Source organism: Afifella sp. H1R (assembly GCF_021462425.1).
In the GTDB taxonomy this organism is placed as follows: domain Bacteria; phylum Pseudomonadota; class Alphaproteobacteria; order Rhizobiales; family Afifellaceae; genus Afifella; species Afifella aestuarii.
Genome location: NZ_JAKEDY010000002.1, coordinates 725170 through 743987 on the forward strand (window position 1 = coordinate 725170; position 18818 = coordinate 743987).

The 18818-nt window shown below is 64.2% G+C and carries 18 protein-coding genes and 1 pseudogene; 9 read left to right on the forward strand and 10 right to left on the reverse strand.

Annotated elements, in window-relative coordinates; translation table 11 throughout:
- Positions 1–25: 25 nt before the first annotated feature.
- Positions 26–346, forward strand: coding sequence for a thioredoxin (trxA, locus tag L0F51_RS14935; protein WP_128290393.1), 321 nt, complete (start codon positions 26–28; stop codon positions 344–346).
- A gap of 63 nt (positions 347–409) precedes the next feature.
- On the opposite strand, the gene L0F51_RS14940 is transcribed toward trxA, so the two are convergent.
- The 7 genes from L0F51_RS14940 to L0F51_RS14970 form a co-directional block, all read right to left on the reverse strand.
- Positions 410–1720 carry a folylpolyglutamate synthase/dihydrofolate synthase family protein gene (locus L0F51_RS14940; RefSeq protein ID WP_234629964.1) on the reverse strand — a complete coding sequence of 437 codons (1311 nt, stop codon included), beginning with the start codon at positions 1718–1720 and terminating at the stop codon, positions 410–412.
- 3 nt (positions 1721–1723) lie between these two features.
- Positions 1724–2692: an acetyl-CoA carboxylase, carboxyltransferase subunit beta gene (accD, locus tag L0F51_RS14945; protein WP_234629965.1), complete on the reverse strand. Its 969-nt coding sequence runs from the start codon at positions 2690–2692 to the stop codon at positions 1724–1726.
- Between the two features lie 9 nt (positions 2693–2701).
- On the reverse strand, positions 2702–3559 hold the full coding sequence (trpA, locus tag L0F51_RS14950; RefSeq protein WP_234629966.1) for a tryptophan synthase subunit alpha: 858 nt from the start codon (positions 3557–3559) through the stop codon (positions 2702–2704).
- A complete protein-coding gene (locus L0F51_RS14955; protein ID WP_234629967.1) occupies positions 3549–3794 on the reverse strand; it encodes a hypothetical protein in 246 nt (81 codons plus the stop codon). The genes trpA and L0F51_RS14955 overlap by 11 nt, the downstream gene beginning before the upstream one ends.
- A 10-nt stretch (positions 3795–3804) precedes the next feature.
- Positions 3805–5052, reverse strand: coding sequence for a tryptophan synthase subunit beta (gene trpB, locus L0F51_RS14960; RefSeq protein WP_234629968.1), 1248 nt, complete (start codon positions 5050–5052; stop codon positions 3805–3807).
- A 30-nt stretch (positions 5053–5082) separates the two neighbouring features.
- Complete coding sequence (locus tag L0F51_RS14965) at positions 5083–5790, reverse strand: phosphoribosylanthranilate isomerase (protein ID WP_234629969.1); 708 nt, start codon at positions 5788–5790, stop codon at positions 5083–5085.
- Between the two features lie 72 nt (positions 5791–5862).
- Entirely contained in the window at positions 5863–6678 is an 816-nt protein-coding gene (locus tag L0F51_RS14970) for a carboxylesterase (RefSeq protein ID WP_234629970.1), read from the reverse strand.
- 96 nt (positions 6679–6774) lie between these two features.
- On the opposite strand from L0F51_RS14970, the gene L0F51_RS14975 reads away from it, so the two are divergent.
- The 8 genes and pseudogenes from L0F51_RS14975 to pheT all read left to right on the forward strand — a co-directional run bounded on the left by L0F51_RS14975 (position 6775) and on the right by pheT (position 15429).
- A complete protein-coding gene (locus L0F51_RS14975; RefSeq protein WP_234629971.1) occupies positions 6775–7938 on the forward strand; it encodes a glycosyltransferase family 4 protein in 1164 nt (387 codons plus the stop codon).
- 159 nt (positions 7939–8097) lie between these two features.
- Positions 8098–8628 (forward strand): annotated as a pseudogene (gene infC, locus L0F51_RS14980) (translation initiation factor IF-3); the annotation flags it as partial.
- Positions 8629–9252: 624 nt separating this feature from the next.
- Complete coding sequence (rpmI, locus tag L0F51_RS14985) at positions 9253–9453, forward strand: 50S ribosomal protein L35 (RefSeq protein ID WP_234629972.1); 201 nt, start codon at positions 9253–9255, stop codon at positions 9451–9453.
- 12 nt (positions 9454–9465) lie between these two features.
- Positions 9466–9867: a 50S ribosomal protein L20 gene (gene rplT / locus L0F51_RS14990; RefSeq protein ID WP_234629973.1), complete on the forward strand. Its 402-nt coding sequence runs from the start codon at positions 9466–9468 to the stop codon at positions 9865–9867.
- Positions 9868–10008: 141 nt separating this feature from the next.
- Positions 10009–11091, forward strand: coding sequence for a phenylalanine--tRNA ligase subunit alpha (pheS, locus tag L0F51_RS14995; protein WP_234629974.1), 1083 nt, complete (start codon positions 10009–10011; stop codon positions 11089–11091).
- The gene (locus L0F51_RS15000; protein ID WP_234629975.1) at positions 11088–11258 is read left to right on the forward strand and encodes a hypothetical protein; all 171 of its coding nucleotides are present in this window, start codon (positions 11088–11090) and stop codon (positions 11256–11258) included. The genes pheS and L0F51_RS15000 overlap by 4 nt, the downstream gene beginning before the upstream one ends.
- A 108-nt stretch (positions 11259–11366) precedes the next feature.
- The gene (locus L0F51_RS15005; protein ID WP_234629976.1) at positions 11367–12701 is read left to right on the forward strand and encodes a globin-coupled sensor protein; all 1335 of its coding nucleotides are present in this window, start codon (positions 11367–11369) and stop codon (positions 12699–12701) included.
- A gap of 322 nt (positions 12702–13023) precedes the next feature.
- Entirely contained in the window at positions 13024–15429 is a 2406-nt protein-coding gene (pheT, locus tag L0F51_RS15010) for a phenylalanine--tRNA ligase subunit beta (RefSeq protein WP_234629977.1), read from the forward strand.
- Between the two features lie 149 nt (positions 15430–15578).
- On the opposite strand, the gene L0F51_RS15015 is transcribed toward pheT, so the two are convergent.
- The 3 genes from L0F51_RS15015 to murJ form a co-directional block, all read right to left on the reverse strand.
- Complete coding sequence (locus L0F51_RS15015; protein ID WP_234629978.1) at positions 15579–16061, reverse strand: universal stress protein; 483 nt, start codon at positions 16059–16061, stop codon at positions 15579–15581.
- A gap of 49 nt (positions 16062–16110) precedes the next feature.
- Positions 16111–17172, reverse strand: a complete 1062-nt coding sequence (gene trpS, locus L0F51_RS15020; RefSeq protein ID WP_234629979.1) for a tryptophan--tRNA ligase — start codon at positions 17170–17172, stop codon at positions 16111–16113.
- 76 nt (positions 17173–17248) lie between these two features.
- Entirely contained in the window at positions 17249–18811 is a 1563-nt protein-coding gene (murJ, locus tag L0F51_RS15025; protein WP_234629980.1) for a murein biosynthesis integral membrane protein MurJ, read from the reverse strand.
- Positions 18812–18818 lie beyond the last annotated feature (7 nt).

Genomic DNA, 18818 nt, shown 5'->3' on the forward strand with positions numbered 1-18818 from the left:
CTCGTGAAATCTCAGGAGAATCTCTATGACCACCGAAACCGTGAGCGACGGCACATTCGAGGCCGACGTGCTCAAGTCCGAGACACCCGTCATCGTCGATTTCTGGGCGGAATGGTGTGGTCCCTGCAAAATGATCGCGCCGCATCTGGAAGAGATCGCGGGCGAAATGCAGGGCAAGGTGAAGATCGCCAAGCTCAATGTCGACGACAATCAGCAGACCGCGATCAAGTACGGCGTGCGCTCCATCCCGACGCTGATCATGTTCAAGGGCGGCGAGCCCGTCGACATGAAGGTCGGCGCGAGCGCCAAGAGCGATCTGCAGAAGTGGATTGCCGGCGCCGCCTGAGCCGCCGCCTTTTCTGCTACGTCTCCGTCCGATCGGCGGCGCGATTTCTCGACGGCCCTTTGCCTAAACCGGCAGAGGGCCGTTTTCTTTGAGCACCTGGCCGGCGAGATAAAGCGAGCCGCAGATGAGAATGCGCGGCGGTTCCGTCGCCATGTCGCCGATCGCCTGCAAAGCAGTCCGCACACCCGGCGCAGAGCGCGCCGGCAGCCCGACCTCGTTCGCACGCACGGCAAGCTCGCGCGGATCGAAGCCCGCATGTCCCTCGATGGGGACCGTGAAGACATATTGGGTGAGGCTGTCGAAGGCGGAGAAGAAGCCGTGCGGGTCCTTCGTCGTCAGCATGCCGGTGATGAGGAAGAGGGGCTTCGGCGCACGGTCGAAGAGCGAGGCCATTTCCGCTGACACGACCGAGCCGGCGGACGGATTGTGCCCGCCATCGAGCCAGACCTCGCTCCCGGGAGGAGAGGAGGCGACGAGCGGACCTTCGGAAAGACGCTGAAGGCGCGCCGGCCATTGCGCCTCGCGCAGGCCCTGGCCGATCGCCTCGGCGCTGATGTCGACCCCGATGGCGCGGAGGGCTGCAACCGCCGTTCCCGCATTGTCGATCTGGTGCTGACCGAGAAGCCGCGGCAAAGGCAGATCCAGCAGGCCGTCTTCGTCCTGATAGACGAGGCGGGCGTTTTCGCCGTGAGCGGCCCATTCCTGATTGTGCCGAAATGGAACGGCATGCGCCGCTTCCGCCTCCAGCCCCAGAAGCGCCATCACATGCTCGTCCTGGCGGCCGATGACGGCGGGGGCGCCAGCCTTCAGAATGCCCGCCTTCTCCATGGCGATCTCGGCGATTTCGGTGCCCAAAAACTCCGCATGGTCGAGGCTGATCGACGTGACGACGGAGGCGAGCGGCCTGGCGATCACATTGGTCGCGTCAAAGCGACCTCCAAGCCCGACCTCGACCAGGGCGAAATCGGCCGGACGTTCGGCAAAGAGCTTGAAGGCGATGGCCGTGGTGATCTCGAAGAAGGTGATCGGCTCGCCCGCATTCGCCTCGCGCACAGCCTCAATCGCATCCATGAGCGTTGCGTCGTCGACCAGGTGGCCGCCCCCCGCCGCGCCCAGCCTGATGCGCTCGTTGAAGCGCACGAGATGCGGCGAGGTGTAGACATGCGCCGTCTTGCCGGACGCCTCCAGCATGGCGCGCAGAAACGCGACCACGGAGCCTTTGCCGTTGGTGCCAGCGACATGGATAACCGGGGGCAGGCGCTCCTGCGGGTTGCCGAGACGCTCGAGCAGCCGGGCGATGCGTTCAAGCGAGAGATCGATACGCTTCGGATGCAGCGCCAGAAGCGCTTCAAGTCTCTCTTCGAGTGAGGCCATCTATCAGGCCGGCTGCGGCCCGGATGCGGCAGCCGGCTCTTCCGCCGGCTTCTCGGCCACCGCTGCCAACTGCGCCTCTTCCGCAAGCGTGTCTTCGTCGATCGTCGGCTCGGGCGGAGGTTCGGGCAGCTTCATCAGGAGGCGGCAGAGACGCGCCACCGTCGGTCGCAGATCCTGACGCGGCACGACCATGTCGATCATGCCGTGCTCGAGAAGATAATCGGAGCGCTGGAAGCCATCGGGGAGCTTTTCGCGGATGGTCTGTTCGATGACCCGCGGACCCGCGAAACCGATGAGGGCACCGGGCTCGGCGATATGGATGTCGCCCAGCATGCCGTAGGAGGCGGTCACACCGCCCGTCGTCGGATTGGTGAGAATGACGATGTAGGGCAGTCCCGCTTCCTTCAGGCGATCGACCGCGACCGTCGTGCGCGGCAATTGCATCAGCGAGAGGATGCCTTCCTGCATACGGGCCCCGCCCGATGCCGTGATGAGCACGAAAGGCACGCCACGTTCATATGCCGCTTCGGCGCCGGCAATCAGAGCCTCCGCCGCGGCCATGCCGAGCGAGCCGCCCATGAATTCGAAATCCTGCACGGCGACGATGAGCGAGACGCCCTCCACCTTGCCTTCGGCAACGAGGATTGCGTCTTTCAAGCCGGTCTTCGCCTTCGCGGCCTTGAGCCGGTCCGAATAGCGCCGTTCGTCACGGAAGCGCAGGGGATCGGTGACCGGCTCAGGGAACTCGATTTCCTGCCATTGCGCAAAATCGAGAAACAGACGCAGCCTGGTGCGCGCATCGATGCGCTGATGATAGCCGGAGCCCGGAAAGACGAACTGGTTCGCCTCCAGATCCTTGTAGAAGACCATGGTGCCGGTCTCCGGGCATTTGACCCAGAGATTGTCCGGCACTTCGCGTTTGGTCCAAAGACCGCGGATCTTCGGGCGGACGACGTTGGAAATCCAGTTCAACGGTGTCTCCTATTCGGCGGCCATCTGGCGCGCGAAACGCACGCCTTCGGCCAGCTCCTGCACCAGCGCCTCGACGGCGGCAACCGTGCCGTCGGTCGCGTGGCCTTCTTCATCCAGACTTCCGGCGACCGCCTGCACGATCGCGGAGCCGACGACGACCCCATCGGCTGTACGGCCGATGGCGGCTGCCTGTTCGCGCGTTCTGACGCCGAAACCAACGGCGACCGGCAGATCGGTATGCGCCTTGATGCGCTCCACCGCCGCCGCCACGTCGCTCGTCTTGGGGGCGGAGGAACCGGTGATGCCGTTGATCGAGACGTAATAGACAAAGCCGGAGGTATTTTGCAAAACCGCCGGCAGGCGTCTGTCATCCGTCGTGGGCGTCGCAAGCCGGATAAAATTGATCCCGCCCTTCAGGGCCGGGACGCACAATTCGTCGTCCTCTTCCGGCGGAAGATCGACGACGATGAGCCCGTCGACGCCGGCCGCGCAGGCATCGGCGACGAACTTCTCCGGCCCGTATTGATAGATCGGGTTGAAATACCCCATCAATACGATCGGCGTATCGGCATCGGTTTCGCGAAAATCGCGCACGAGGGCGAGCGTTTTCTTCAGCGTCTGGCCGGCATGGAGCGCGCGAAGGCCCGCCGCCTGGATCGCAGGCCCATCGGCCATTGGATCGGAAAAGGGCATGCCGAGCTCGATGATGTCGGCACCGGCCTTGGGCAAAGCGGCGAGAATGCGCGCGCTCGTTTCAAGGTCGGGATCGCCGGCGGTCACGAAGGTGACGAGGGCCGGCCGCAATTCCTGAGCGACGGCCGCAAAGCGGCGCGCGATCCGGCCGCCGGAAGACATCTCAGCTGACATGGTCTCTCACTTCGAAGGTCACGGCGAAAGCGAAGAAGCCGTCGCGGTCGATATGCTCGCGGGCGACTTCCGCATCGAAGGCGATGCGCGGGTTTTCGTCGTCGGGAATGTTGCGGAGAAAGACGAGATTCTCGCTGTTGCGAATGCCTTCAGCCTCCTCGCGATGATCGCCGGCACGCACGGCGACGTAATGATCGCGGTTTTGCAGCGAACGGTAGATCTCAAAATAGGTCATCGTCCCCCCTTCAGATCTCCATATCGAGATGCTCGGCCACAGCGAAGATGTCCTTGTCGCCGCGCCCGCTCATATTCATGACGATGATCTGGTCACGGTCCATCTGCGGCGCAAGCTTCAGCACATGCGCCAAGGCATGAGCCGGTTCGAGCGCGGGGATGATGCCTTCAAGGCGCGTGCACAGCTGGAAGGCGTCGAGGGCCTCGCGGTCGGTCGCCGAGACATAGGTGACGCGCCCCGTCTCCTTGAGCCAGGCGTGCTCCGGCCCGATGCCCGGATAATCGAGGCCGGCGGAGATCGAGTGGCCTTCGAGGATCTGGCCGTCCTCGTTCTGCAGAAGATAGGTGCGATTGCCGTGCAGAACGCCGGGCCAGCCGCCGTTCAGAGAGGCGGCATGACCGTTCTCCACATCAAGCCCATGACCGCCGGCTTCGACGCCGTAGATCTGAACGGCCGGGTCGTCGAGGAAGGGATGGAAAAGCCCGATCGCGTTCGAGCCGCCGCCGAGACAGGCCACGAGCGCATCCGGGAGCCGGCCTTCCAGGTCCTGAAGCTGGTCCTTCGTCTCATTGCCGATCACCGCCTGAAAATCCCGCACGAGCTCGGGATAGGGGTGCGGGCCTGCGGCCGTGCCGATGATGTAATAGGTGTCCTCGACATTGGTGACCCAGTCGCGGAGCGCCTCGTTCATGGCGTCCTTCAGGGTACCCGCGCCGGCGGTGACGGGCTTCACCTCGGCGCCGAGAAGGCGCATGCGGAAGACGTTTGGCTTCTGCCGCTCCGTATCGGTCTTGCCCATATAGATCGTGCAGGGAAGCCCGAAGCGCGCCGCCACCGTCGCAGAGGCGACGCCATGCTGGCCGGCACCGGTTTCGGCGATGATGCGCGTCTTGCCCATGCGGCGGGCAAGCAGGATCTGGCCGAGGCAATTGTTGATCTTGTGCGAGCCCGTATGGTTGAGCTCCTCGCGCTTGAAATAGACCTTGGCGCCCCGGCCGGCGCCCGCTTGTTCGCGCAGATGTTCGGTCAGCCGCTCGGCATAATAAAGCGGGCTCGGTCGGCCGGAATAATGCTTGGCGAGATGCGCAAGCTCGGCCTTGAATTCCGGATCGGCCTTGGCGCTCTCATAGGCCTCTTCGAGCTCGAGGATATTCGGCATCAAGGTTTCGGCGACGAACCGGCCGCCGAAAATGCCGAAATGACCGCGCTCGTCCGGGCCGGTGCGGTAGGAATTGGGCTTCATTGCTGGCTCAGCCATCAGGGCAATACCTTCACAGTCAAACGTTGCTCAGGCCGCGGCGACCGGGGCGGCTTTCGCCGCGGGCCTTGCATCTTTCGCGTCTCCGCGGCGCGCATCATGGGCGCGCACGGCCGCGACGAAACGCGCGATTTCGGCCGGATCCTTCTCGCCCGGCGCCCGCTCGACACCGGAGGACACATCGACGGCCGACGCTCTCGTCGCCGCCAAAGCGGCGCCAATGTTGTCGCCATTGAGGCCGCCCGACAAAAACCACGGCATTCCGGGCGCAAAATCTTCCAGGAGCCGCCAGTCGAAGGAGGCGCCGTTGCCGCCCGGCCTCGTCGCACCTTTCGGCGGGCGCGCATCGAGGAGCAGGCGCTCGACATGGCCGGCGTAAAGGGACGCCCTGTCGAGATCCGCGCGCTCGCCGATACCGAGCGCCTTGAGCGCGCGCAGGCCGAAACGTGAGCGGATTTCCGTCGCGCGCTCCGGCGTTTCCGAACCATGCAGCTGGATGAAATCGGGCTTCAGATCGCGCGCGATCTCTTCGATGAGATCGTCTTGCGCATCAACGGTCAGCGCGACGATGCCCACACGGCCTCGGGCGGGCGAAGCGAGCTCTGCCGCGCGCGCAACCGACAGCGATCGCGGGCTCTTCGCGAAGAAGACGAAGCCGATCCAATCGGCGCCGGCAGCAAGCGCCGCGTCGATGTCTTCAGGCTTCGTCAAACCGCAGATTTTGACCTCTGTCTTCATCGCCTTCCAGTCGCACGAATCCCAAGTCTTGTCCAACATCGGCAGGGTTTGAAGGCCAGGGTTCGGGACCCCTCATCCCCCTTTGCCGGAGGCCTGTTCGGCGGCCATCGCCTCCACCGCGGCAACGAGCCGCGCGAGATCCTGCGGCCGCGACAGACGGTGGTCGCCATCACGCACCAGCGTCAGGATCGCATCGTCATAGCAGAGGCGGTCGAGAAGCGCCTCGGCATGACGCCAGGGGACATCCGTATCGCGCATCCCCTGCAGGATGTGCACCGGACACCCGATCTCGATCGGCTCGGCGGCGAACAGATGCTTTTCGCCATCCTCGATCAGCTCTCGCGTCAAGATATAGGGTTCGTCGGCATAATCGGAAGGCTGTTCGATGAAGCCCTTCTCGGCCATCTGCGCCCGCTCCGCCTCGCCGAAATGATCACTCATCAAGGCCTTGGTCATGTCCACGGCGGGGGCAATCAGCACCATGCCGTGAAGCCGGTCCGTTTCGCCGCGTTCGGCCAGCGCCTTCGCCAGAAGAAGGGCGATCCAACCGCCCATGGAGGAGCCCACGACGATCTGCGGGCCTTCGGTCAAGGCCTCGAAAACGGCGAGCGCCTCTTCGAGCCAGCGCGAGATGGTGCCGTCGCGAAAGGCGCCTCCCGATTCGCCGTGCCCGGAATAATCGAAGCGGGTGGCCGCGTGGCCGTGCTGCGCCGCCCAGGCGTCGAGCGCCTCGGCCTTGGAGCCGCGCATGTCGGACCTGAAACCGCCGAGCCAGAAGACGCCGGGCGCGCGAACGCCCGAACTGCGGCCATTGCGCCGCAAAACGGCGATCCGGCGCTTTTCTTCGCCCTCCCCGACGGCGAGGCTTTGCAAGTCGGTCTCCGTCATTCTAAGTCTCGCTCCTCGCAGCTCGGCTGTGGACTATGGCGCAGGAGGTGCGCCGAGCCCGTGCCGGCGTCAACCCGTCCACAGCCCCTTTCGTTCATGCCAAAAACCATCCTGCAGGTAATCCCCCAGCTCGAAACCGGCGGCGCAGAGCGCACCGCCGTCGACATGGCCGCAGCCGTCGTCGAGACCGGCGGGCGAGCCCTCGTCGCCAGCGAAGGTGGGCGCATGGAAGAAGAGCTGCAGGCGAAGGGCGGGGAAGTGGTGCGGCTGCCGGTCGCCTCGAAGAACCCTTTCGTGATGGCGGCCAATGCCCGCCGGCTCGCCGCGCTGATCCGCCAGGAGAAGGTCGACCTCGTCCATGCCCGCAGCCGCGCCCCCGCCTGGTCGGCGCTTCTCGCCTGCCGCATGACCGGCGTGCCGTTCGTCACCACCTATCACGGCATCTACAATCAGAACGGCGCCGTCAAAGGCCTCTACAATTCCGTGATGGCCCGCGGGACGGAGGTCATCGCCAATTCCGATTTCACCGCCCGCATCATCATGCAGCGCCACGGCACGCCGCGGGAGCGCATTCGCACGATTTACCGAGGCACCGATCTTGCCCGTTTCGACCCGGCGGCCGTGCCGGAGGCGCGCATCGCGGCGTTGCGCCGGGCCTGGGACTTGCCCGCAGACCGGCCGGTCATCCTCAACGTCGCGCGCATCACGCAATGGAAGGGCCAGCCGACTCTGATCGAGGCGGCGGCGCGACTTGCAAAAAGCAAGGATTTTCTGCTGGTTCTGGCCGGCGACGCGCAAGGCCGAGAGGCCTATCTCGCAGGGCTGCGCCGGCAGGTTTCGGAGGCGGGGCTCAGCGAACGCGTGCGCATTCCCGGTCATTGCGACGACGTGCCGGCAGCGCTTGCGCTCGCCTCGGTCGCGGTCGTCGCCTCCGTCGAGGCGGAAGCCTTCGGGCGCTTCGCGGTGGAAGCTCAGGCCATGGGCGTCCCCGCCATCGTCACCGATCTCGGTCCGTCGCGGGAGACGGTGCTCGCCCCGCCGGAGGCCGGAGAGGCGGAGAGAACCGGGTGGCGCGTGCCGGCGGGCGATGCCGCGGCACTTGCTGCCGCCCTTGACCACGCGCTTTCCCTTACCCATCTGGAGATCGACGATCTGGCACGACGCGCCAGATCCCACGCGTCGCGTTTTTCCCTCGATGCGATGACCCGGGAGACGCTGGCGCTTTACGAAGAAGTTCTGTCGCGAGGCGCAAAAACCTAGGACAGATCCCGGCGGGTTGGCCCTGCGACCTTGTTTCGATGAGGTTTTTCTCGGCCCTGCGTTCCGATTTACGTCTCGAAATGCTATTGTGCCCGCCCAGCGCGGCTTGCGAGCCCGCTCCAAGCCTGCAAGACAGCAATTATATAAGGAGAGCTGACCATTCGCAGACCCCATCGTGCGCCACCTCCGGTGAAGGAGGGGCCCCGCGTCAACGACGAGATCCGGCTTCCCGAGATCCAGTTGATCGATCATGAAGGCACTAATCACGGCGTCATTTCCACGGACGAGGCCAAGGCCATCGCCGCGGAAGCGGGGCTTGATCTCGTCGAGATCTCGCCCAATCAGCGACCGCCCGTCTGCAAGATTCTGGACTACGGCAAGTTCAAATACATCTCGCAGAAGAAAGCCTCTGAGGCGCGCAAGAAGCAGAAGACCGTCGACGTCAAAGAAGTGAAGATGCGGCCGAACATCGACACGCACGATTACGAAGTGAAAATGCGCAATGCGCGCCGCTTCGTCGAGGACGGCGACAAGGTCAAGGTGACGATGCGCTTCCGCGGGCGCGAAATGGCGCACCAGGAACTCGGGCTGCAAGTCCTCAACCAGGTTCGTGACGAGCTGGAAGACCTTTCCAGGGTGGAACATGCCCCCAAGATGGAAGGCCGCCAGATGATCATGATCCTCGGCCCTGATCCGCGGAAGATCGCCGCTCTGCAGAAGGCGCAGAAGGAAGCCGAGAAGGCGCGCAAGCGCGAGGAACGCCTCGCCGCGCAGCGGGACGGCAACGCATCGGATGACGCCGAATCGAACGAGGCGGAAGAGACCGAAGTCGAAGAGACCGAAGTCGACGTCGATGCAGCGAACGAGCCGGAAGACGATACCGATCGGCAGACGGCTCAGGCGGGAGCCGAGGCCTAAGCAAAAGGGCTCAGCCCGACGCATCGCGAGGCGGGCATCGCCTGCGATCGGCCTCGGTGCGGCCTATCTGTCGAGGCGGAATGATTGCCGCGGCCGGCCTGGTCTCGCCAGTTTTTGGCTGCCGGGCCTGCCGCCGCATCGTCTTCGTGCAATGGCCAGTTCCTGCGATGACCAGGGGCACGGCAGAGCGGGAGCGATCCTCTCGTGACAATCGGCAGGGGCGGCGCCCTTGCCTTTAATTTTGCGCTTATCTATAAGCGCGCCTGCCGGATCGCCCGGCTATCTGCCTTCGGGCGGATTGGGCATGCCGTGGCGATCCAGAAAGCTCGTACATGAGCCGATCAGGGATGGGCTCCGCATCCGGCGGGGCCTCTTCCTTATGGAAAGGAGAGCAAAATGCCCAAGATGAAAACGAAAGCGGGCGCCAAAAAGCGCTTCAAATTTACCGCCTCCGGCAAGATCAAAGTGGCCGCGGCCGGCAAGCGCCACGGCATGATCAAGCGCACGACGAAATTCATCCGCAGCGCGCGCGGCACGATGGTGCTCAGCGACCAGGATACGAAGATCGTCAAAAAATACATGCCCTACCAGCGTTAAGGAGAGCGGATCATGGCACGTGTGAAACGCGGCGTGACGGCTCACGCCAGGCACAAAAAGGTCATCAAGCAGGCGAAGGGCTATTATGGTCGTCGCAAATCGACCTTCCGCGCCGCCAAGCAGGCGGTGGAAAAGGCCAATCAGTACGCCTATCGCGATCGGCGCGCGAAGAAGCGCAATTTCCGCGCTCTGTGGATTCAGCGCATCAATGCCGCTGCGCGCCTCAACGGTCTCACCTATGGTCGCCTGATCGACGGGCTCACCAAGGCGGGCATCGAGGTCGACCGCAAGGTCCTGTCCGATATCGCCATCCATGAGCCGGAAGCGTTCACGGCGCTCGCCAACAAGGCGAAGGATGCGCTGGCTTATCTCAAGGACCATACGCCGAACGAGTTCGAGGCCGCCGTCCGCTGAGGCCGGTTGAAGCATCCGATATCCAAGGGCGGCCACGGGCCGCCCTTTTTCGTTACGGCGATTTCCGAACGGCACACGCTTGCGTCAGAAAAGCGAGAGGTCTTTTCTCCGGCGCGCGATGACGCTAGAGCGGTTCCCACCATGACCGAAGACAATGATCTCGTCGCGCTGGAGCGCGATATCCTCGAGCGCATCGACACCGCAGAGAACGAGGCGGCGCTGGAAGACGCGCGCATCGCCTCGCTCGGCAAGAAAGGTGTCGTCTCGGAACGCCTTAAGGGGCTCGGCAAAATGACGCCGGAGGAGCGCCAGGTCGCAGGCCCCGCCCTCAACGGCCTCAAGGCGCGCATCACCGAGAAGATCGAGGCGCGGCGCAGCGTCCTCAAAGAGAAGGCACTGACAGAGCGGCTGAAGAGCGAGACGATCGACGTCACGCTGCCGGCACGTCCCGAACAGCGCGGCACCATCCACCCGACCACGCAGGTCTGGCAGGAAGTGATCGCCATCTTCGCCGATATGGGTTTCTCGGTCGCCGAGGGTCCGCATATCGAGAGCGACTGGTACAATTTCGGCGCGCTCAACATTCCCCCGGAGCATCCGGCCCGGCAGGAGATGGACACGTTCTATCTGAAGCCGAAGGAAGACGGCTCGCGCATGGTGCTGCGCACGCACACCTCGCCCGTGCAGATCCGCACGATGGAAAGCGAGACACCGCCGATCCGCATCATTGCGCCGGGACGCACCTTCCGCTCCGATTCCGATCGCACGCACACGCCGATGTTCCATCAGATCGAGGGCCTCGTCATCGACGAGACGACCCATATGGGCCATCTGAAGGGCACGCTGGAGGCCTTCTGCAAAGCCTTCTTCGAGGTGGACGACTTCAAGATGCGTTTCCGCCCGTCGCATTTTCCCTTCACCGAACCTTCGATGGAGATCGATATCGGCTGCCATTGGGAGGGCGGGGAGCTGAAGATCGGCGAGGGTGATGACTGGCTGGAGATTCTGGGCTCCGGCATGGTCCATCCGAACGTCATCCGCGCCAGCGGTCTCGACCCCGAAAAATACCAGGGCTTCGCCTTCGGCATGGGGCTCGACCGCATCGCCATGCTGAAATACGGCATTCCGGATCTGCGTGCCTTCTTCGAGGCGGATCTCAGATGGCTCCGGCATTACGGCTTTGCCGCGCTCGACATGCCGAGCGTTGCCGAAGGCTTGAGTTGATGCGCCAGGGAGTGCGGCTCCTTCCCCTCGTGTTTTTGATCCTTGGGCTTGCCGGCTGCCAGAACGCGCCGGCGCCCGCCCCGGCGTCCGACGACGCCGTCACGGTCGGCGATTGGACCGTGCGCACCGGCGCGGCCGTTCGCGTCGACGCTGTCTATTCGAAGTGATCTAAGAAAACTCCCCCCTCTGGTCGCTCTGCAAGCTTCGCACAACCCCAACATGCACAACCTCCCCGTGCAGTTCGCCTATTGGCGGAGAGCGATGGGGATGACGTTATGGAAACTGAATCGGCGCTGCGAGAGCGGCTGTCCTTTCTCCGAATCGGACAAGAAGAGCGCCAACAGCTGCACGCAATGTGGCCGCTGATCGAACCGGCCCTGCCGGAAATCATTCATCGGTTCTACGACCATGTCGGCAGGGTCCCGCATCTCAAGGCGATGATGGGCAACAAGCAGGAGCGGCTCGTCGGTCTGCAGGCCGGGCATTGGGGGCATCTCTTTTCCGGTGCTTTCGATGATGCGTATTTCGCCTCGATTCGCCGCATCGGCCTCATCCACCACAAAATCGGCCTGGAGCCACGCTGGTACATCGGAGGCTACGCCTTCGTCCTCAACGAGCTCGTCCGCCACATCACCTCGCTGGGCCGGGTCGGTCGCCGCACACGCAACCACTGGCTGACCACGATGAACAAGGCGGTGATGCTGGACATGGACATCGCCATCTCCGTCTATGAAGAGGTCCTCATCGAGGAGCGCCAGCGCCGCGGGGCAGCGCTCGCAGACGCGATCTCGGCCTTCTCGGTGGCGGTGGAAGAAAGCCTCTCCGTGTCGCGCCAGGCCAATCTCGACCTGTCGACGAGTGCGGAAACCCTCGACGGTACGACCGGGTCGGCGAGCGCGCTTGCGACACAGGTGGTGGCCGCGGCCGAACAGACGGCCTCGAACATGCAGGCGGGTGCGGCTGCGGCGGAACAGCTCGCCGCCTCCGTCCGCGAAATCGCCGAACACGCCGGACGCTCGGCGAAAATCGTCTCAAGTGCGGTTGTCGGCACCAAGACGACGAGACAATCGGTCTCCGGGCTCGCCGGGCATGCGCGCCAGATCGGTGCCGTCGTCGATCTCATCAACCAGATTGCGTCGCAAACCAATCTCCTGGCGTTGAACGCCACGATCGAGGCGGCACGTGCCGGCGAGGCCGGCAGAGGCTTTGCCGTCGTCGCCCAGGAGGTGAAAGCGCTCGCCGGGCAGACCGCCAAGGCGACCACGGAGATCGTCGGCCTCGTCACCGCCATCCAGTCCGCGACGCAGGAGACGGAAGATTCCATCGGCGACATCAGCCGCATCATCGAGGAAGTGAGCGAGACCGCCACGGCGATCTCGGCCGCGGTCGAAGAGCAGAACGCGGCCACCGCTGACATCGCCAACAACGTGAATCAGACCGCGGACAATGCGCGTTCGGTGGTGGAGAGCATGGAGATCCTCAATTCCTCCACGACGAACGCCGCCAATGTCGCCCATAAGGTCAAGACGGCAAAGGACACGCTCGACAGAGAGCTCGGCCGGCTGCAGGGCGACATCTCGAAGTTTCTGGAGACGGCACAGGCCGCCTGAACTTCGCCGCACAGGGCGGCGGAGTTCGGCCGCCCTCGCGGTCCGGGGGCTGCTGCGGTGAGCCGAAACCCACATGCATGCGCGCACTGCGGGACGGGCGCTCCTCTCGCGGCACGAGAAAAACCGGCGCCGCCTCCATGCGACGCCGGTTTTCATGATGACAGAGAGGCTCTCCCCGGCACGGATCGGTCGTTCCCGAACCCTGCCGACAAGCGCTTCTCGGTCGCTCTTCGTTGCTGTCGCGACACCTCGCCTGCCTGCCGACCTTGCTTGGTGCGGCAGAGGCGTCTAGGGATCGGCAACGATCGCGACGAAGACGAACATGAAATTCACTCTCTCCTGGCTCAAATCCTTCCTCGACACCGACGCTTCGGCAGAGGAGATCGCCGACAAGCTCACCATGATCGGTCTCGAGCTTGAAAGCCTCACCAATCCGGCCGATGCGCTGAAGCCCTTCGTCATCGCGAAGGTGCTCGAAGCCAAGCAGCATCCGAACGCCGACAGGCTGCGCGTCTGCCAGGTCGATCCGGGAACGGGCGAGGCCATTCAGGTGGTCTGCGGGGCGCCCAATGCGCGCACCGGAATGATCGGCGTTTTCGCGCCTGTCGGCTCTTACGTTCCGGGCACCGGCATCGAGCTCAAGGCCGGCAATCTGCGCGGCCAGGCCTCGAACGGCATGCTGGTGTCGGAGCGTGAATTGATGCTCTCCGACGATCATGAGGGCATCATCGACCTCCCCGACGACGCGCCGGTCGGCACGCCCTATGCGACCTGGGCGGGACTGGACGACCCCGTCATCGATATCGGCGTCACACCGAACCGGCCCGACGCTCTCGGCGTCTATGGCATTGCCCGAGACCTCGCCGCAGCCGGGATGGGCACGCTGAAGCCGCTCGAGGCGGCACCGGTCGAGGGAGCCTTCAAGAGCCCGCTCGGCGTCGAACTCCGGTTCGAGGACGGCGATACGAGCCCCTGCCCGCATTTCGTCGGCCGCTATATCCGCGGCGTCAAGAACGGCCCCTCCCCCGCCTGGATGCAGAAGCGGCTGCGGGCGATCGGGCTTCGGCCGATCTCGGCGCTTGTCGACGTCACCAACTACATGACCATCGCCTATGGCCGGCCGCTGCACGTCTTCGATGCCGCCAAAGTCAAAGGCACCATCCATGCGCGCCTGGCAAAGCCCGGCGAGACCATCGAGGCGCTCGACGGGCGCACCTATACGCTCGACGAGACGATGACGGTGATTGCCGACGATGCCGGGCCGGAAGGGCTCGCCGGCGTCATGGGCGGCGAGGTGTCGGGCGTCAGCGAGACGACGACGGACGTGTTTCTGGAATCGGCCTATTTCGATCCGATCCGCACCGCCTCCACCGGACGCAAGCTCAATCTTCTGTCCGATGCCCGTTATCGCTTCGAGCGCGGCATCGACCCGGCCTTCACCGAGCCGGGCGCGGAGATCGCCACCCGCCTCATCCTCGACATGTGCGGGGGCGAAGCCTCCGAGATCGTCATCGCCGGCGAAGCGCCGCTTCGAAACGCCAATGCGCGCCTGCGCATGAACCGCGTGACGACGCTCGCGGGCGTCGAGATCGCACCACGGACCCAGGTCGATATTCTGGAAAGCCTCGGCTTCGCGATTGCCGGGACCGACGAGGAGATCGTCGCAGCGATCCCCTCATGGCGTCCGGACGTCAATGGCGAGGCGGATCTCGTGGAAGAGATCGTGCGCATCTACGGGCTTGAGAAGATCGCTCATGTCATGCTGCCACGCACCGATGCCGTCACGAAGCCGAAGCTCTCCGTGCAGCAGCGGCGCCGGTTCAAGGCCGCCCGCGCGCTTGCCTCGCGCGGCTTCAACGAAGCCGTGACCTGGTCCTTCCTGCCCTCCGATCAGGCGCGTCTTTTCGGCGGCGGCGAAGACCTCCTCGCCCTCGACAATCCAATCTCGACGGAACTGTCGGACATGCGGCCGTCCCTGCTTGCCGGATTGATCACAGCCGCCTCCAGGAATGCCGATCGCGGCACGGAAACGCAGGCGCTTTGCGAGGTGGGGCAGGTCTATCCGGGCGACCGCCCGGAGGATGAACGCCTCCACGCCACGGGCATCCGCCTCGGTGTGACGGGGCCGCGCAGCGCGCTTCAGGCCCCGCGCGGCGTCGATCTCTTCGACGCCAAAGCAGACGTGCTCGCAGTTCTCGAACTTCTCGGCGCACCGGTCGACAAGGTGCAGGTGCAGGCCGAAGGGCCCGACTGGTATCATCCGGGGCGTGTCGGCACCGTCACTCTCGGCCCGAAGAACAAACTCGCGACCTTCGGTGAACTTCACCCCCATATCCTGGAGGCTTTCGATGTCTCGGGACCGCTCGTCGGCTTCGAGATCGACATCGACGCCATTCCGGTGCCGAAATCGCAGCGTGCCGCACGCGCGGCATTGAAGATTTCAGGCTACCAGGCTGTCCGGCGCGACTTCGCCTTCGTCATCGAAGACAATGTTCCCGCAGAAAAGCTGGTGCGGGCGGCCAAGGGCGCAGAAAAGAGCCTGATCAGCCAGGTCAACGTCTTCGACGTCTTCAGAGGCGCGGCAATCGGCGAAGGCTACAAGTCGATCGCCATCGAAGTGACACTGACGCCCGAAGACCGCACATTGACGGAAGCAGAGATCGAGGCAGTCTCCAGCCGCGTCGTTCAGGCCGTGGAGAAGGCAACTGGCGGTCAGTTGCGGCGTTGAACCCAACGAGATCTTCCACAGCTTGTGGTAAAGCTGTGGAAATCGCACGATTCGTACTGAAGAACGTCCGATATCTCAGGATGTTGGCGGATGTTTTTGTTTTGTCCTTCCCGGAGGGAAGGTTGAAGATCAAAGCAAGAACAAGACCGTCAAACGATCTCGTCCATCACCTCGTCTGAGAGGTTTTCCGGAACGATCGTGACCGGAATCGGGAATGCGGCACCGCCTTTTTGCGCAATCGAGGAGACGAGCGGGCCAGGCCCTTCCGAGCCGCCGGAGGCGGCAAGCACGAGAATGGCGATGTCCTCGTCTTCTTCGATGAGCTTGCGGATCTCGTCGGCGCGGATGACGAGCTCGGGCTCGATCCGCGACATGTCGGCCATGCGCGAGGCGAAGCGCCCAAGAATATTCTCCGCCTCTTCCATGGCTTCAGCGCGCATCACTTCTTCGACGCCCAGCCAATGCTGGAAATCACCAGGCTCGATGACGAAGAGCATGGTGACGGCGCCGTTGGTGCGCTCCGCACGCTTTGCGGCATAGCGCATCGCGCGCACGCATTCCGGCGTGTCGTCGATCACCACCAGGAATTTTCGCTTGTGGCCCTCTGCCCGGGCGCGTCTCGGCCGCATCATGCACTCATGCTGCCATTGGCGGGAGCTGTCAGCAAGCGTGGCGTCGCCGTCATGCGGCAGACCCGCTCTTGGCTTGCGGCCGCAAGAGCCCGACCACGTCCTTCACCTCATCCATGATCGGATCGGCAATGGCGCGCGCCCGGTCGGCGCCACGGGCGAGCAGCGCGTCGATCTCGGCCGGATCGGCGAGCAGGCGCCGCATCTCGTCCGCGATCGGCGCGAGGCGAGCAACCGCAAGATCGGCGAGCGCCGGCTTGAAGGCGGCAAAGCCCTGTCCGCCATATTCGGCGAGCACGGCCTCCTTGCTGGTGCCGGCGAGCGCGGCATAGATCCCAACGAGGTTGTCGGCGCCGGCGCGATCCTTGAGACCCTCAAGCTCAGAGGGAAGCGGCTCCGGATCGGTGCGCGCCTTGCGCACCTTCTGGGAGATCGCATCGGCGTCGTCGGTCATGTTGATGCGCGAATAATCGGACGGATCCGACTTCGACATCTTCTTGGTGCCATCGCGCAGGCTCATGACGCGCGTCGCGGGTCCCGTGATGAACGGCTCCGGCAGCGGGAAAAACTCTTCTGCGAAGCCGTGAGCGGCGATCGATTCGGCGAAGTCGTTGTTGAACTTCTGCGCGATGTTGCGGGCGAGTTCCAGATGCTGCTTCTGATCCTCGCCGACCGGCACATGCGTGGCCCGGTAGACGAGAATGTCGGCGGCCATCAGGTTGGGATAGACGAAGAGGCCCGTGGAGACGTTCTCGCGATCCTTGCCCGCCTTCTCCTTGAACTGCGTCATGCGGTTGAGCCAGCCCATGCGGGCAACGCAGTTGAACACCCAGGCAAGCTCGGCGTGAGCCGCCACGGCCGATTGATTGAAGATGATCGAGCGCTCGGGATCGACGCCGCCGGCGATATAGGCGGCGGTCAATTCGCGAATGTTGGAGCGCAGCTCCTTCGGATCCTGCCACAGGGTGATGGCGTGGAGATCGACGACGCAATAGATGCAATCGTGCGTCTCCTGCATCTTCACCCAGTTCACCATGGCTCCGAGATAATTGCCGAGATGCAGCGAATGGGTCGGTTGCATGCCGGAAAAGACACGGTGTGGATGGCTTGTCATGGGGATTGTCCGAAAGGAAACGGTGGGAATTTCGGATGCCGTTATCGCCGCTCGATCACCACCACGCAAGGCCGCTTCACGCAGCCCTGCGCCGCATGAGACCGGCGAGCGCACGCAGATCCGCCGCCCCGATCAGATGCGCCACGGCGAAGTAAACGGCGGCGGCAACGCCGCATAAGCCGAGCAGCAGACCAAAACGTACGAGGAAGGGTTCGCCCGGCGCCATCAGCGGTGCGAGCCAGAGGGCGCCGACGTAGAGAACGCCGCCCAGAACCGCCGATGCTGCGACAATGCGCGGCGTCCGGCGCAGGACGACACTGTCGACGGTCCAATGGCCGCGACGGCGCAACGTCAGGATGAGCAGCGTGATGTTGGTCCAGCCGGAAACCGCCTCGGCGGTCGCGATCCCCGCCTCGGCAAAAATCGGAAAGAGCGTCAGAGCGAGCGCCACGTTGATCGAAACGGCGATGGCGGAAAACATCATCGGCGTCTTGGTGTCTTCGCGGGCGAAATAGCCGGGCGTGAACACCTTGACGAGGACGAAGGCCGGCAGGCCGAAACCGAAGACGCGCAGGGCTGCGGCCGTCGCCTCTCGCGTCTCCACGGAAAAGGCACCGCGCTCGAAAAGCACACTCACCAGCGTTTCGGGGATGGCGATCAGCGCGGCGGCCGCGGGCAGCGTCAGGAAGAAGGCGAATTCGAGCGCCCGGTTCTGCACATGCGTCGCCTCGCGAAAATGCTCCGCCTTCAAGGTGCGCGACAGTTCCGGCAGGAGGACGACACCGATCGCGATCCCCACCACGCCGAGGGGCAGCTGATAGAGCCTGTCGGCATATTGCAGGATCGAAATGGCTCCGGCCTTGGTCGAGGCGATGATCTGGCCGATGAAGAGATTGATCTGCGTGATGCCGCCGGCGGCGGCCGCAGGTGCCGCAAGCCAGAGAAGCCGCTTCACGCCGGGGGTCCACTTCGGCCGCTTCAGGCGCATATGGAAACCGATGCGCCGCGCCGCCCAGGCGACCATGAGGAGCTGCAGAACACCCGCCACCAACACCGACCATGAGAGGATGCGGCCGACCTCGGGTCCGCTCATGTCCTGCAAGAAGGTGACGGCCAGGGCGGCGATCGTGGTGACGTTCAGAAGGACGGGGGCGAGCGCGGGAATGAAAAACGTGCGGTGTGCGTTCAAGACGCCCGTCACCATCGCCGTCAGCGACATCAAGACGAGATAGGGAAACATCACCCTGAAGAGCTCGATCGTCAGGGTGAACTTTGCGGGATCCTCACGGAAGCCCGGCGCCAGAATGGTAACGATGAGCGGGGTGGCCACCATCACGAGGGCGGTGAGTGCGAGAAGCACGAACATGAGCGCCGCCAGCACATCCTCGGCGAACAGGCGGGCCCGATCCTCCCCGTCGCCTTCGAGTGTGCGCGAATAAAGCGGCACGAAAGCCGCGTTGAAGGCGCCTTCTGCAAAAAGCCTGCGAAACAGGTTCGGAAACCGGAAGGCGGCGTAAAAGGCATCGGCCACCGGCCCGGCGCCGAGAGCCGCGGCGATCAACATCTCCCGGACGAAACCGAGAACCCGGCTGGCGAGCGTGGCGCCGCCGACGGAGACGAATTTTTTGACGAGGCTCACGGGCGGC